Below are 14,934 nucleotides of genomic sequence, written 5' to 3' on the forward strand. Positions count from 1 at the left end.
TTTACCTGGGGTTTGTCGGCGACGACACAAGGTCATCTAGATCACACGGGCAGATCACACGGGCTGGGTGACCACGTCCAGGCGGTCGCCCAGGATCACCGCGGCGGCGCGGACCAGCTGCGCGACCCGGTCGACCTCGGTGACGTGGAAGGCGGCCGCGGGCAGCTCGTCCTCGTCCGTGCGGGCGATCAGCAGCACGAGACCGGCCCGGCCGAACGGGGCGACCGCGTACCGCGCGCCTCCCGGCTCGGTGAGCGGGCGGGCCCGCAGCGGGGTCACCTCGGGCAGGTGCAGCGGGGAGGGCGCGCGCCAGCTCGCGTACACGATCTGGGGTTCACCGCCGGAACGGGAGGCCCAGTCGGAGGGCACCACCGCGGCGGCGGCCCAGTCCGCGGCCAGCAGGCCGGGCATCGCGTCGACGAGCGTGGCCAGCCCGTCCACCGGGTTCGCCGCGACCTGGGCGAGCAGCTCGGCGTCGTGGCCGCCGTTGACCGGGGCTCCTATCGCCTTCCACACGCCGTCCACCTGGACGCCGGGTATGGCGGCGAGCCCGGCCAGGAGCCGTTCCACGCGGGACGCGCCCGGCCAGACGACGGTGAAGTCGTCGACAGCCCGGCCGCCGAGCCGTTCCAGCACCACTACCTGGACGATGTCGGCGCCGGCCACCCCGAGGGTCCGCGCGACCTGCCCGAGGGCGCCCGGACGGTCCGGCAGGGTGACTCGTACCCGCAGCAACATGTGACTCCTCCCGTCGCGGAATGCTGGCAACACCATGCCTGAACGGGATTTCGGACCCGTTGCACGGTCGTGTCCCGGCCATCAAGCTGGTGCCATATGCCCGAAATCACAAACCGAGCGTAGACGCGGCGAATCACGGCCTCGTCGGACACGGTGTGCTCAAGAGAGTCGTGCTCGATAGGGTTTGGACATGATTTGTGAGGCGTGCCGGGATCGGCGGCACGACGACTGCCGTGGCGGCTCGTGGTGCGACTGCCAGCACCGGGAGAGCAAGCCCACCCCGCCGGTGACCGGGCCGCCGGGGCCGTGACCGTTCTCGACAACGCGGCGTCTGCCGGTGGGTGGCCCGCCTCGCTTACCGACCTTTATCCGCGCAATCCGGAGCCGACCCTTCGGGCGAACTTCATCGCGAGTGCGGACGGCGCGGTCACCGTGGACGGGCTCTCCGCCGGCCTTCAGGGACCCGGCGACAAGGAGATCTTCGACTCGCTGCGGATGGTGTGCGACGCGTTGATCGTCGGGGCCGGGACGGTGCGCGCGGAGCGCTATGACGCGCTTCGGCTGACCGAAACGGGCCGGGCGTGGCGTGTGGCGCACGGTCTTCCGGAGTTCCCGCTCATGGTGATCGTCTCGGGTTCGCTCGACCTCGATCCCGGGCAGCTGATCTTCTCGGACGCGCCGGTCCGCCCGATCGTGATCACACACGGGCCGCCCCGATCGAGGGATTTCGCTGAGATCGTCTCCTGCGGCCAGGATCGCGTTGACCTTGCCGAGGCGGTGCGGTTTCTGCACTCGCGCGGCGCGACTCAGCTGCTCTGCGAGGGCGGGCCGAGCCTGCTGGGCGCGCTGATCGCCGAGGACCTGATCGACGAGCTGTGTCTGACGGTCGCACCACTGCTGGTGGGCGGGCACGCTGGGCGAATCTCAAAAGGGCCGCCTTCTTTGCCGCGCGAGATGTCTCTGCGGCACGCGCTCATGCGCGAGGACATGCTTTTTCTTCGGTACGGGAGAAGCACGCCAGCTTCGAGCCCAGCCGGGCGCGCCTCCTCGATGTGATCAAGATCTTGTGCATAACTCTGTGGATGGACCCCACAGGTTGTGGACAGCCGTTCAGAGGAGCAATTTGTCGTACCTCTGAGGCAACATGATCGGCGTGTCTGACGAAACTTCCCCCGTCGGGCGGGTGCTCGGAACAGCGGACGCGACCCCGTTGCAGTTCTGGACGGCCGTGACCCCGGGCAGCTACCTGCAACTCGATGACGTCGTGGTGACCCAGCGGGAGCTGCCGGATCGCGAGCCGGTGACGATCGCCGGGGTGGTGACCCAGGTGCGCGCGAGGCACGAGGGCGCCCAGTTCGACTCCGACGTCTTCGCGATCGCCGAGGGCACCCTGCCCGCGATGGTCCAGGAGGCCGCCGAGATCACCACCACACGCGTCGACCCGGAGCTCTACGTTCCGCCCTCACCCGGCGCCGTCGTGCACCGGGCCTCCGGTGACGCCCGCGACGCGGCGCTGCACTTCGACCGGATGGAGCGGCGTGTCCCGATGGGCACCGGCCGCGACGGCGTCCCGGTCTTCCTGAACGCGGACTTTCTGGACGGCACCCGCGGCGCGCACGTCTCGATCTCCGGCATCTCCGGCGTGGCCACCAAGACCAGCTTCGCGACGTTCCTGCTCTACTCGGTGTTCCGGTCCGGTCAACTGGGTGCGGACGGCGCCAACGCCCGCGCGCTGATCTTCAACGTCAAGGGCGAGGACCTGCTCTTCCTCGACCACCCGAACACGAAACTGGACGACAACACCCGCGCGGCGTACGCATTGCTGGGTCTCCCCGCCGCACCGTTCCCGGACGTCCGGGTCTACGCGCCCCCGCGCCCCGGCGACTCCTCCGGCGCGCCCGACGTGAGCAGCCGCCTCACCGGGGTCGACTCGTTCTACTGGACGCTCGCCGAGTTCTGCGAGCTGAAACTGCTGCCCTACGTGTTCGCCGACGCCGACGACGAGCGCCAGCAGTACACGATGATCGTCCACTCGGTCACCGCCCATCTCAACCGGCACGCGGTGCCCGCCGAGGGCGGCATCAGCATCGACGGCCGCCGCATCGGGTCGTACCAGGATCTCGTCGACCACGTCGTCGACCAGCTCACCGACGACGAGACCCGGTCCACCTGGGCCGGCAGCGCGGTCAACATGGGCACGGTCAACGCGTTCGCCCGGCGGATGATCGCCAGCAAGCGCGACCTGTCCCGGCTGATCCGCGGTGACCTGGCCCAGCGCCGCCCGCACCAGATCAAGACCGCGAACAGCGCTCAGGTCACCGTCGTCGACCTGCACAACCTGCCGGACCGCGCGCAGCGGTTCGTGGTCGGCGTGACGCTCAAGAGCGAGTTCGAGGAGAAGGAGAAGTCCGGCACCGGCCGCCCGCTGCTCTTCGTCGTCCTCGACGAGCTCAACAAATACGCCCCACGTGAAGGCTCCTCGCCGATCAAGGAGGTGCTGCTCGACATCGCCGAGCGGGGCCGCTCACTCGGCGTGATCCTGATCGGTGCCCAGCAGACGGCCAGCGAGGTGGAGCGCCGGATCGTCACCAACTCGGCGATCCGGGTGGTCGGGCGTCTCGACCCGGCCGAGGCCTCCCGCCCGGAGTACGGATTCCTGCCACCGGCGATGCGGCAGCGCGCGCTGCTGGCCCGCCCCGGCACGATGTTCGTCAACCAGCCCGACATCCCGGTCCCGCTCTGCGTCGAGTTCCCGTTCCCGGCATGGGCCACCCGCAAATCGGAGTCCGGGCCGCCACCGGCGGAGACGCTGCGCTCGATAGTCCAGGGCGCCGACCCCTTCGCGGTGGTGGGCAGTGGCCGTGGCAGTGGTGGTGGCGGCGCCGATGACGACATCCCGTTCTAAGGTTCTGCGATGCGCATCCTGCACACGTCCGACTGGCACGTCGGCAAGGTTCTCAAGGGCCGCAACCGGCACGACGAGCACATCAAGGTGCTCGCCCAGGTGGTCGAGATCGCCCGCGCCGAGCGCCCGGACCTGGTCATCGTGGCCGGCGACCTCTACGACACGGCGGCGCCCACCGCCGAGGCGACCCGGCTAGTCACCCGTGCGCTCTCGGCGCTGCGGCAGACCGGCGCCCGGGTGGTGGCGATCGGCGGCAACCACGACAACGGGGCGGCCCTGGACGCGCTGCGGCCGTGGGCCGACGCGGCCGGCATCGAGCTGCGCGGCTCCTTCAAGGAGAACCTGAACGACCTGCTGGTCGAGGGCACCACCGAAGAGGGTGAACGCTGGCGACTGGTCTGTCTGCCGTTCCTCTCCCAGCGCTACGCGATCCGCGCCGCCGAGATGTACGACCTGACCGCCGCCGAGGCCAACCAGACCTACGCGGACCTGGTGGCCCGGCTCGTCGCCAAGCTGAGCGAGTCGTTCAGCGAGTCGTCCGGTGAGGGCGGTGTGATCAACCTCGTCACCGCCCACCTGACCATCGTCGGCGCCACCACCGGCGGCGGCGAGCGCGAGGCGCACACCATCATGGGGTACGCGGTGCCCGCCACCGTCTTCCCGCAGAACGCCCACTACGTGGCGCTCGGTCACCTGCACCGCTCCCAGCAGGTGATCTCGCCCTGCCCCACCCGGTACAGCGGCAGTCCTCTCGCCGTCGACTTCGGTGAGGAGGAGAACGTCAGCTCCGTCGCGATCGTCGACGTCGCCGCGGACCGGGCCGCCAAGGTCCGCGACGTGCCGGTGACCTCGGCGCTCACCCTGCGTACCGTCCGGGGATCTCTCGAACAGCTCGCCACGGTGAACCTTCCGGACGCCCTGTTGCGTGTCCTGGTCCGTGAGGCACCCCGGCCGGGCCTCCGCGAGGACGTGCAGGAGCTGCTGCCGAACGCCCTGGAGGTGCGCATCGACCCGGACATGCTGCCGGACAAGACGGGAGCGGGCAGTGCGCAGCGGGCCGGCCGTTCCCCGCGCGAGCTCTTCGGTGACTACCTGGACAGTCGCGGTAACGCCGAGGAGGGCGTCCGCGAGCTCTTCGACGAGCTGTACGACGAGGTGAGCAGCAACTAATGCGACCACTGAGGCTCGACATGGCCGGATTCACGGTGTTCCGCGAGCCGACCACCGTGGACTTCACCGACGCCGACTACTTCGCCCTGGTCGGCCCGACCGGATCCGGCAAGTCGACGGTGCTGGACGCCATCTGCTTCGCTCTCTACGGCACGGTTCCCCGCTGGGGTGGCGCGCGGGGCATCGGCAACGCGCTCGCCCCCTCGGCCGCCGAGGCGCGGGTGCGGCTCTGCTTCGAGTCGGCCGGCGACCGGTACGTCGCGACCCGGGTGGTCCGCCGCGACGGCCGGGGCAACGTCAAGACGGCCGGCGCCGGGCTGCAGCTCATGCCGGCCGGCTTCGACGTCTCGAAACTCGACACCGGCATGGATCTGGCCGACCTCGGCGAGGCCCTCGCGGGCACCCCGGCCGAGATGGACCGGGCCGTGCTGGACGCGGTCGGGCTGCCGTACGAGCAGTTCACCAGCTGCGTGGTGCTGCCGCAGGGCCAGTTCGCCGACTTCCTGCACGCCAAGCCGGCCACCCGGCAGCAGATCCTGGTCAACCTGCTCGGGCTGCACGTCTACGAGGAGGTGCAGTTCAAGGCGTCCGAGCGCGGCAAGACCGCGGAGGCCAAGCTGGGCGTCATCGAGCAGCAGCTCGGCACGCTGGACGACGCCACCGAGGAGGCGGTTGCCGAGGCCGAGGGACGGCTCGAGCGGATGCGCGAGCTCACCCGGGACGTCGAGCAGGCGATGCCGGGCCTGCGTACAGCGCGTGCCGCGGAGACGGCTGCCCTGGGCGCGCGCGACACGGTGGATGCCGAGTTGACTTTGCTGTCGTCCGTCCGTACCCCCGCTGGTCTGGACGAAGCGACCGGCGCGGTCGCCGCAGCTAGAACGACCGCCGACCAGGTGGCGGACGAGGTCCATGCGGCGGAGGAGGCAGAGGAGAAGGTACGCGGGGAGCTGGCCGCCGCCGGCGACGCCGGATCGCTGCGCGTGATGCTGGACCGGCACACCGAGCTGGCCCGCCTCGCCGAGCAGGAGGAGTGGTTCGCCGGCAAGGTCTCGGTCGCCGAGGTGGAGTTCCGGGACGCGCAGAACGCCGCCGAACTCGCCCAGGGTGAGCACACCGGCGCCCAGCAGCTGCTGGAGCAGGCTCGCCAGGACTACCGGGACGCCCAGCAGCGGGACCGTGCCACCGCCCTGCGCGGGCACCTGGTCGCCGGGCACGCCTGCCCGGTCTGCGAACAACCCGTCACGGTCGTCCCGGAGGTGCCGCGCGAGTCGGCGGTCCGGCTGGCCGAGGCGGCGGGCAACGCGGCCAAGGAGGCGGCGGAGAGGGCGACCGCCCGCTGGCGGGAGCGCGACGCGGTGGCCCGCAACCTGGAGAGCGACCTGGAGCGCAAGCGCGGGCAGTACGAACACCACCTGACCCGGATCACCGAGGTGCGCACCGCGGTGGGCACCCTGCCGCCGGTGGAGGCGGTGAAGGCCCGGCTCGCGGACCTCGGCGAGCTTCAGCGCGGGCTGGAGAGCGCGACCGCGGCCGTCCGCGCCGCCCGGGAGGCCCAGCGCCGCGCGCAGGCCGCGGTGCGCACGGCCGAGGAGCAGCAGCGGACGGCGTGGCGCAAGTTCGACGCGGTCCGTGACGGGCTGGCCCGCTTCGAGCCGCCGCCGGCTGACCGGGACGACCTCGCCGCCGCGTGGCAGACGCTGGTGGCGTGGGCGCACGGCCGGCACGCGGACCGGCTCGCCTCCCGCGCCGAGGCGGAAGCTGCGGTGCTGTCGACGCACGACGCGACGGTCCGCGCGCACACCGCGATCCTGGACCTGTTTGTCTCCGCCGATCTGGAACCGCCACGCCTTGCGGCGGCCGACGCCGAGTCCGGGCTGATTCGCGCCGCGGCCGTGGCGGCGGAACGGGCCGAGGCAGCCTGGCAGCGTCTGGTGGAGCGGCGCCAGCAGGCCCTCGAAGCGGCCGAGCAGCGCGACGTCCTGCTGCGCGAGAGCCGGGTGGCGAAGTCGCTCGCCGGGCACCTGCGCGCCAACAACTTCGAGCGCTGGCTGCTCGAGGAGGCGCTCGACCTGCTCGTCGACGGCGCGTCGCGGATCCTGCGGGAGCTCACCGGCGGGCAGTACGAGCTGATCCACACCAAGGGCGAGTTCTTCGTCGTGGACCACCACGACGCGGGGCTCCAGCGCGGTGTGCGGACGCTTTCCGGCGGCGAGACGTTCCAGGCGTCGCTCGCGCTGGCGCTGGCCCTCTCGGAGCAGTTGGCCGGCATGAGCACCACGGCGGCGAGCCTGGAGTCGATCGTGCTGGACGAGGGCTTCGGCACCCTGGACGCGGCGACGCTGGACGTGGTCGCGGCGACCCTGGAGAACCTGGCGGCCCGCGGTGACCGGATGGTCGGGCTGGTCACGCACGTCCAGGCGCTGGCCGAGCGGGTGCCGGTCCGGTTCGAGGTGCACAAGGACGCGCGTACGGCGTACGTCGAAAGGTCGGGCCTATGACTCGGATGTTCGTTGACGCCTGGGACCCGTCTTATGGCGCCTCCTTCGAGGGGGACTCCGGGGACGGGCCGGCGTCGTCCAGCAGCGCCCAGGTGGACGTCGACGTCGAGGTGCCGGCCGCCGAGTGGGCGCCGATCGACGTCTCCCGGACGGCTCGTGTGCCCGACGTGGTGTTCCTGGTCGACGGGGTGCGGCGTAACGACGCCGGGCTCTGGACCGCGGAGGAGGACGGCACGTCGTACGCCGGGCTGGCCGCCTCGTACGCCGCCGGTGTGGTCCGCTGTGACCTGGCCCGTGGTGTGGCCGAACTGGCCGGGGCGCGGGTGGCCCGCGGCCTGTTCACGGCCAGTCCGACGGCGACCGATGTCCAGGCGGGCTCGGTGCGGTACGAGGTGCACCGGATCAGCGGGAGCGGTGAGGCCAGCAAGCTGCCTGCGGCTGTGCAGGGTCCGCTGACCGCTCTGGAGATCGAGATCTCGGCGGTCGCCCGTGATCACGGGTCGGACGGCGCCGACCTGCTGATCGTGGACGGTCCGTTGCGCAACCGGCGGCAGTTGCCGCGCACGATCGGCTTCGTGAAGACCCAGCAGAAGCACTATCTGCCAGCCGCGCAGGAGGCGATAGTGCCCCGGTTGCGGCCGGGCCAGCGGACGCCGGTCTTCCACCTGGGAACGGTCTGGGGCGGCTGGTCCTGGTATTTGCGGCTGCCCGGCTCGTCGGGCGCGCCGTGGTCGGGGATCGTGCGGCTGGAATGCTCGCCGGAGCTCACCCCGGATCAGGCGATCGAACTGGCCGAGGTGTCCGGGGTGACGCTGCCGAGGTTCGCGTCGTCGGCCTACAAGGATCCGCGGGCGCCGCAGAACCTGGTGCCGATCGCCGGGCTGGAGCGCCGTCTGCGCGGGATGCTGGGGGACTCCCGGGTGCTGCACCGGGCGCTGGCACTGGCTACCGCGCGGTCACGCTGAGCATCGGTCCGCAGGTCTCACATGTTGGGTCGCCATCCCACGAGTTGATCTTCAGGCTCGGCTCGTGGGAAGTCTTTCGGATAGTGCGGATTACGCGTCCGAGTGGCCCCGAAAGCCGACCAGTCCGGTCCGTGCCTGGTTCACGCCGTGCTGGGGAGCCCGCTTACTGAAACGATCCTTAAGCCCGCTAGCTGGGTAATCGGGAATGGGAGCGCTCCCGGACGGGTGACGCCCGAAAGGGTCCGACTGGCATCGCGGCATCACCCGAACGGTTCACCGGACCCGCTATTCACCACTTAATACACAGCGTGGACAACGCTGCGGAATCATTCCTTCACGCTCCGAGATCACGCTCTCCCGCGTACGGGAGAATTATTCTCAGGGACATGTCTAGGGCCGGTTGTCACTGAGTATCATTCCGGCTTACCCGGCGTCCGAATCGGCGTAGATCAATACGGAGGGTGATCCGCCAGCGGCGCGCCTGCAGTCCCCGACACAGCCCCAACACAGCCCCCCATCACCATCACGATCGCAGCGGAGGACCGTTGAGACCGAGTGCCCCGGAAAATCTCGGGCCGGCTTTGATCCCGGCCGACCTTCCCAGCCGTACTACAGGCGACGGGGAAAGGTCCGGGCGGAGGTATCGATGCATGCGGTGGCCGAGTATCGGCTCGCGCCGGAGAGGGTGCGTGTGATGGCGCGGCAGCACTCCGGTGGCAGGTGGCAGGCTCTCGACGGTGGCAATCACCGGGACGAGGGTGCGGTGATCCCGCGGCAGGCGCCGCGGCATGAGGCCGCTCACAGCAGCCCGGGTCAGGGTCCCAGTCACGAGGACACGCTGGTCAAGCTGCTCTACGAAGAGCACGCGGGACCGCTGCTGATGTTCGTGCTGCGGCTGACCGGTGGAGACCGGCAGCGCGCCGAGGACATCGTGCAGGAGACCCTGCTGCGAGCCTGGCGCAACGCGCACCGGCTCGGCGCGCAGGGTCAGCAGTCGCTGCGCCCGTGGCTGGTCACCGTCGCCCGCCGGATCGCCATCGACGAGCACCGGAGCGCCAACGCGCGGCCCGCCGAGACGTACGATCGGGAGCTGGAGAGCTTCCCGACCACGTCCGACGAGACCGACAAGGTGCTCCAGTCGATGACGGTGTCGGACGCACTCCGCCAGTTGAGCCACTCGCACCGGGAGATCCTGATCGAGACGTACTTCCGAGGTCGCACCGTTCCCGAAGCGGCGGAGGCGCTGAACCTGCCGCTGGGCACGGCGAAGTCCCGGGTGTACTACGCCCTGCGTGCGCTGCGTACCGCGCTCCAGCAGCGGGGGGTGACCGAATGACACAGGAACAGCACTTCGACGTCGCGTCGTACGCACTCGGCGTGCTGGACGACCACGACGCGTCGAGGTTCGAGGACCACCTCATCGAGTGCCCGCAGTGCGCGTACGAGTTGGAGTCCTTCGTCCAGGTGGCGGACGTTCTCGCGACCGTGGACGCGGAGGCGCTGATCGCCGCCGAGCAGTCCGAGAACGACGGCGTCGTGCTGAACAAGATGCTCCGTGAGGTTCGCGTCGAGCGGCACCGCGCCAACAGCCGCCGGCTCTACTCATTGGCCGCCGCGGTGGTCGTCTTCGCGATGCTGGCCATCGGCGCGTTCTTCGCCGGCGGGCAGTGGCTCGGCTCCGGTGCGGGCCAGACCGAGACCGGTGCGCAGGGCAGCCAGCTCGACTCGCTGCCGAACAGCGACGGCCTCGGGCTCGGTGGCACCAAGTTGCCCGGCAAGACGTTCGACGGCACCGACTCGCGTACGGGTGTGGCCATGGCGGTCGGCCTGGAGGAGAAGGTCTGGGGCACCCAGGTCTCCTTCGGCGTCGGCAACATCACCGGGCCGAAGAAGTGCGCGCTCGTCGTGGTCCGCACCGACGGCACCTCGGAGCAGATCGCCAGCTGGGAGGTCGGCGAGAAGGGCTGGGGCACCGCGGAGAACGAGAGCCCGCTGCTGCTGCAGGCGGTCACCGGCACGCCGCGCGACCAGATCGCCCACGTGCAGGTTCAGGAGGTCACGGCGAACGGCGTCGGCGACACCCTGGTTCGCGTTCCGTAATCACGTTCTGCAGTAGCTTCCCGCAGTAGCTTTCTGTAGTCGGACGAACACTAAAAGGCCCGATCGCTTCGGCGACCGGGCCTTTTTGCATGCGCGGACCGTGTCTTACGTACGAGCCGACCGGATGGTTCAAAAGAAAATTCTCCAAACTGATCGACCCGAATGTTCAACCGTCTTCGAGCGGTCTCCGTACTACTGCCCGGAAATGGCTAAGCGCAAAGACAGCCGAGCCATAGACAGAGCTTCACAGACGGAAGCTTGATTCAGCTGGAGGGCCAGTGGTACCGGAGAAGCGCAAGTTGATGGCCGTCGGCGCCGCGCTGGCGGCGGTGGTCACACTGTCCGCCTGTGCCCCGGCCGGATACGAACCGGCCGACTACGGCAACGCCGCTGAGCCGGCATCCAACGATGTGGCCGCCAGCCCCGGCGCTGAGCCGGCCGAGGGCGCCACCGCCGAGCCGACGGCTCCGGCGGACCCCGCGGACGCCGAGGCCAACACGCCGGAGATCAGCGACGAGCTGGCCACCACCTCGCTGACCGCCTCCAAGGTCGCCCGGATGGGCAAGACCGTCGAGGACCAGGACGGCTTCGTGCTCTACCGGTTCGACGACGACAAGGACGACCCGTCGAAGTCCAACTGCAACGGCGAGTGCGCCGAGATCTGGCCGGCGGCGCTCACCAACGACAGTGAGCCGACGCTCAAGGGCATCGACGCGGACCTGGTCGGCACCGTGACCCGGGCGGACGGCACCAAGCAGCTCACCCTCAAGGGCTGGCCGCTCTACAAGTACATCGGCGACAAGAAGCCGGGTCAGTGGAAGGGCCAGAACGTCGGTGGCAAGTGGTTCGTCATCAACCCGGACGGCACCAAGAACCTGACCTGCCTCCCGGCCATCTCGAAGCCGGTTGCGCCCCCCTCAGACGCCGAGGCCGAGGGCGGAGAGGCCGGCGCCGACGACACCGGCGGCGACTACAGCTACTGATCTTTCTCGGTTTCCTACGGCTGTTCCCGATCTCCTACGGCTTTGGAGGACAAGATGATGGCCCGCCGCGTTCCCCGATGGCTGGTCGGCACCCTCGCCCTGACCTTCGCGTTTCTGGTGACCCCCGCCGGGGCGGCCTACGCGGAGGAGGTTCCGATCCCTCCGAACACGGGGCTGACGGACAGGGGCACCGGGACGCTGACCGCGGCGGACCGTGACTTCGTCATCAAGGTCCGGCTCGCCGGCCTCTGGGAGGTTCCGGCCGGCAACATCGTCGCCGAGAAGTCGGAGAACCCGGCGGTCGTCAAGATCGGTCAGGAGATCGCCAAGCAGCACGTCGAGCTCGACAGCCTGACCCGGAAGGCCGCCAAGAGGCTGAACATCAGCCTGCCGAACCAGCCGAACGGCGACCAGCAGTTCTGGCTGAGCGAGATGCGCAACGCGGCCACGCCGCAGCAACTCGACCAGATCTTCATCGACCGGCTGCGCTCCGCGCACGGCAAGATCTTCCCGGCGATCGGCACCATTCGCGCCGGCACCCGCAGCGACACGGTTCGTCTGCTCGCGCAGCAGGCCAACCAGTTCGTCATGACCCACATGACGCTGTTGGAGAGCAGCGGCATCGTCGACTACGCCGGGCTTCCCACGCTGGCGCCGCCAGCGGCCGCTCCGGGCCAGGGCCCGGTTCCGGTCGACAACCAGATGCTCGTCGCGGCCACCGAAGGCGGCAGCGTACCGGGCCTCAGCAACACGGTAATCCTCATCGTCCTCGCCGCCGCCCTGGTGGTCGGGGTCGCCACGACCATGCGCATCTTCCGCGCGCGGTAGGACTCACATCGCCCACGGCGACCAAGAAAGGTGTCACCCATGCGAAGGTCAAAGTACCGGCGCGCCAGTTCCCCGACGTGGTTCAGCGGTCGGCGCCGCATCATCGCCGTCGCGGCCACGGTGGTGGCGTTCGGCGGCATCGTGACCGTGACCCAGGTCTCGAACGCCAGCACCGACCGCACGACGAAAAGGGCCTTGGCCGCCTGTGACGACCTGGCCGCCCCGAACCAGACCAGGCTCTCCACGGAGACCCGGCGGGGCACCTGGACCACGAACAACGGCCGCGTAACACAGCACGCGGACGACGGTGCCGGCGATGTCGCCACCGCCGCCGAGGTGCGTGCCCGCTGCCGTCAGTGGGTGATGAACAACGTCGCCAACGAAGAGGCCACCGAGGCGACCACCAACCGTCGCCGCGGCAATGGTGGAAACAACGGCGGAAACAACGGCGGGAACAACGGCGGCAACAACGGTGGCGGCGCTGCTTCCCCGTCCGCGCCGGCTGACCCGGCTGCTGACCCGAGCGCTTCCGCCCCGGCCGAAGAGGGCCAGGGTGGCGAGCAGGGCGGGGACCAGGGTGGCGAGCAGGGCGGCGACCAGAACCAGGGCGGCGACAACCAGGGTGGTGGCGACCAGAACCAGGGTGGCGACAACCAGGGTGGCGACAACCAGGGCGGCGACCAGGGTGGTGACAACCAGGGCGGTGACCAGGGCGGTGACCAGGGCCAGGGTGGCGACCAGGGTGGCGACCAGGACCAGCCCGACCCGGGTCAGACCACTCCGCCTCCCGGTGCCGGCCTCGGCATCCTGACCAACAGCTGCGACACCTCGAACCTGGAGGCGCACGACGGCTTCCAGCGCGGTAACCGCTGCGTCTCCACCGAGTTCGGTGAGGTCGGCGCCGCCGCGAACAACCCGACGCTGCTGATCACCAACGCGCCGCGGAACGTGCGGGTCAACCAGCCGTTCACCATCCAGGTCAGCACCCGGAACCTGATCCGTGACCGCTTCCTCGCGGCCGGTCAGGGCGGTTACTACGTGGAGAGCAGCGTTCTGCAGAACGGCCTGGTCCGCGGTCACTTCCACAGTGCCTGCCGGATCCTGGACAGCCAGAACGCGGCGCCCGCCCCGGAGCCGGTCCCGGCGTTCTTCGTCGCGACCGAGGACAGCCGCGGTGGCGCTCAGCCGGACACCGTCGCCATCCAGGTGCCGGGTCTGCCGCAGGCCGGTAACTTCCAGTGCTCCTCGTGGGCCGGTGACGGTTCGCACCGTATCCCGATGATGGAGCGCGCCAACCAGACGCCGGCCTTCGACTCAGTCCGGGTCCGCGTCCGCTAACAGGTAAGAGCACCACAGAACCAGAGCACCACAGAACCAAAGCACCACAAGCGGAGCACTGCCGCTTCGTCGGTACCGGACCGGGCCGAGTGCGCGAGCGCTCGGCCCGGGACCCCCCTTCGGTACCGCCGGCCGTCCCTCCCCCTGCCGGACGGTTACGCGACAGGCAGCCCGGCCACCACCGGGCAACCGCTCCGTCCCGGGTGATCGGACCTTTCTCGGGTGTCCGCTCACCAACCGATGGCCCTGACCCCGGAGCACGGTCAGGGCCATCGGCCTGCCCGTCGCACCCTCCACCTCGCAGCTGTTCTCTCGCAGCTGTTCTCTCGCGGGGCGCCGGTGGCATAGTTGCCCGGTGACCTCCCCGGTGGTCCGGCGTCTGACACCGCCGGAGCGGTATCAGTTCGGCGCCTCGGTGCGGCCGCTCCTGGTGCCCAAGCACGACCCGTGCGGCGTGCTGCGGGACGGCGAGTTCTGGTTCGCGTCGCGTACCCCTGAAGGTCCTGCCGCATTGCACCTGGCCCGCGCCGGCGGGGATCTGACCGCAACCGGCCACGGACCTGGCGCGCGGTGGATCGCCGACCATGCGGACGCGGTCGCCGGCCTCCGCGACGATCTGGGTGACTTCCTCACCCTTTCCGGGCGGCATCCGCTGGTCGGGCGTCTGGCCAAAACCTTTTCCGGGGTACGGTTGCCCGCCACCGGCCGCCTCTTCCCGCGCCTTCTGCGAGCTGTCCTGGAGCAGAAGGTCACCGGAAAGGAGGCGCATCGGGCGTACCGTGCGATCTGCCGCCACTTCGGTGAGCCGGCGCCGGTCCCGCCCGGTGGACCCGCGCTGGTGCTCCCGCCCGACGCGGCCGCGGTGGCCGCCACCCCCTACTGGGTCTTCCACCCGTTCGGTGTCGAGCAGCGCCGCACGCAGGCCCTGCTGCGTGCCGCCCATGTGGCCGACCGGCTGGAGCGGTGCGCGGATTCGACCGAGGCGACCGCGCGGATGACCGCCCTGCCCGGCATCGGACCGTGGACCGCGGCCGAAACCGTTCGCTACACCTACGGCGACCCGGACGCGGTCAGCGTCGGCGACTTCCACATCCCGAACACGGTGGCCTGGGCGCTGGCGGGCGAGGCCCGTGGCACCGACGAGCGCATGCTGGAACTGCTGGCGCCGTTCGCGGGACATCGTGGCCGGGTGTGCGAGCTGTTGGCCCTCGGCGGTCTCGGCGCGCCGAGGTTCGGTCCCAGGATGCCGGTGCGCTCCTTCTCCCGCTTCTGACCGCTGTTCTTTACCGGTCCTGCTTCTTACCGGTCCTGTTCCATATCGGTGTTGCTTTTTATCGGTGCTGCTCCTTCCGGTGCTGCGGCGCGCGTGCTTCCTCCCTGATCGCTAACGTTGTCCGGCATGATCGATT

The 14,934-nt window shown here is 70.0% G+C and carries 12 protein-coding genes; 11 read left to right on the forward strand and 1 reads right to left on the reverse strand.

The window, feature by feature from the left end:
- Positions 1-54 precede the first annotated feature (54 nt).
- On the reverse strand, positions 55-738 hold the full coding sequence (locus AB0M02_RS05670) for an amino acid-binding protein (RefSeq protein ID WP_364221905.1): 684 nt from the start codon (positions 736-738) through the stop codon (positions 55-57).
- 306 nt (positions 739-1,044) lie between these two features.
- Here AB0M02_RS05670 and AB0M02_RS05675 point away from each other — a divergent pair, with 306 nt between their 5' ends.
- From AB0M02_RS05675 to AB0M02_RS05725, 11 genes are all read left to right on the forward strand, one after another.
- Positions 1,045-1,794 (forward strand): pyrimidine reductase family protein, encoded by a 750-nt coding sequence (locus AB0M02_RS05675; RefSeq protein ID WP_364222610.1) that lies wholly within the window; start codon positions 1,045-1,047, stop codon positions 1,792-1,794.
- Between the two features lie 88 nt (positions 1,795-1,882).
- Positions 1,883-3,643 carry an ATP-binding protein gene (locus tag AB0M02_RS05680; protein ID WP_364221908.1) on the forward strand — a complete coding sequence of 587 codons (1,761 nt, stop codon included), beginning with the start codon at positions 1,883-1,885 and terminating at the stop codon, positions 3,641-3,643.
- A 9-nt stretch (positions 3,644-3,652) separates the two neighbouring features.
- The gene (locus AB0M02_RS05685; protein ID WP_364221911.1) at positions 3,653-4,813 is read left to right on the forward strand and encodes an exonuclease SbcCD subunit D; all 1,161 of its coding nucleotides are present in this window, start codon (positions 3,653-3,655) and stop codon (positions 4,811-4,813) included.
- Positions 4,813-7,311: an SMC family ATPase gene (locus AB0M02_RS05690; protein WP_364221914.1), complete on the forward strand. Its 2,499-nt coding sequence runs from the start codon at positions 4,813-4,815 to the stop codon at positions 7,309-7,311. Before AB0M02_RS05685 ends, AB0M02_RS05690 begins: the two co-directional genes overlap by 1 nt.
- Complete coding sequence (locus AB0M02_RS05695; RefSeq protein ID WP_364221917.1) at positions 7,308-8,276, forward strand: hypothetical protein; 969 nt, start codon at positions 7,308-7,310, stop codon at positions 8,274-8,276. Before AB0M02_RS05690 ends, AB0M02_RS05695 begins: the two co-directional genes overlap by 4 nt.
- Positions 8,277-8,922: 646 nt before the next feature.
- On the forward strand, positions 8,923-9,612 hold the full coding sequence (locus AB0M02_RS05700) for a sigma-70 family RNA polymerase sigma factor (RefSeq protein ID WP_364221920.1): 690 nt from the start codon (positions 8,923-8,925) through the stop codon (positions 9,610-9,612).
- Positions 9,609-10,376 carry a hypothetical protein gene (locus AB0M02_RS05705; protein WP_364221923.1) on the forward strand — a complete coding sequence of 256 codons (768 nt, stop codon included), beginning with the start codon at positions 9,609-9,611 and terminating at the stop codon, positions 10,374-10,376. Before AB0M02_RS05700 ends, AB0M02_RS05705 begins: the two co-directional genes overlap by 4 nt.
- Before the next feature lie 302 nt (positions 10,377-10,678).
- Positions 10,679-11,359: a hypothetical protein gene (locus tag AB0M02_RS05710; protein WP_364221926.1), complete on the forward strand. Its 681-nt coding sequence runs from the start codon at positions 10,679-10,681 to the stop codon at positions 11,357-11,359.
- Positions 11,360-11,401: 42 nt separating this feature from the next.
- A complete protein-coding gene (locus tag AB0M02_RS05715; RefSeq protein WP_364221929.1) occupies positions 11,402-12,187 on the forward strand; it encodes a DUF4142 domain-containing protein in 786 nt (261 codons plus the stop codon).
- Between the two features lie 39 nt (positions 12,188-12,226).
- Positions 12,227-13,525, forward strand: a complete 1,299-nt coding sequence (locus AB0M02_RS05720) for a Pecanex-like protein 1 (protein WP_364221932.1) — start codon at positions 12,227-12,229, stop codon at positions 13,523-13,525.
- A gap of 355 nt (positions 13,526-13,880) precedes the next feature.
- Positions 13,881-14,798: a DNA-3-methyladenine glycosylase 2 family protein gene (locus AB0M02_RS05725; RefSeq protein ID WP_364221935.1), complete on the forward strand. Its 918-nt coding sequence runs from the start codon at positions 13,881-13,883 to the stop codon at positions 14,796-14,798.
- Positions 14,799-14,934: the final 136 nt, after the last annotated feature.

This window comes from Actinoplanes sp. NPDC051861 (assembly GCF_040681145.1).
Lineage (GTDB): Bacteria > Actinomycetota > Actinomycetes > Mycobacteriales > Micromonosporaceae > Actinoplanes.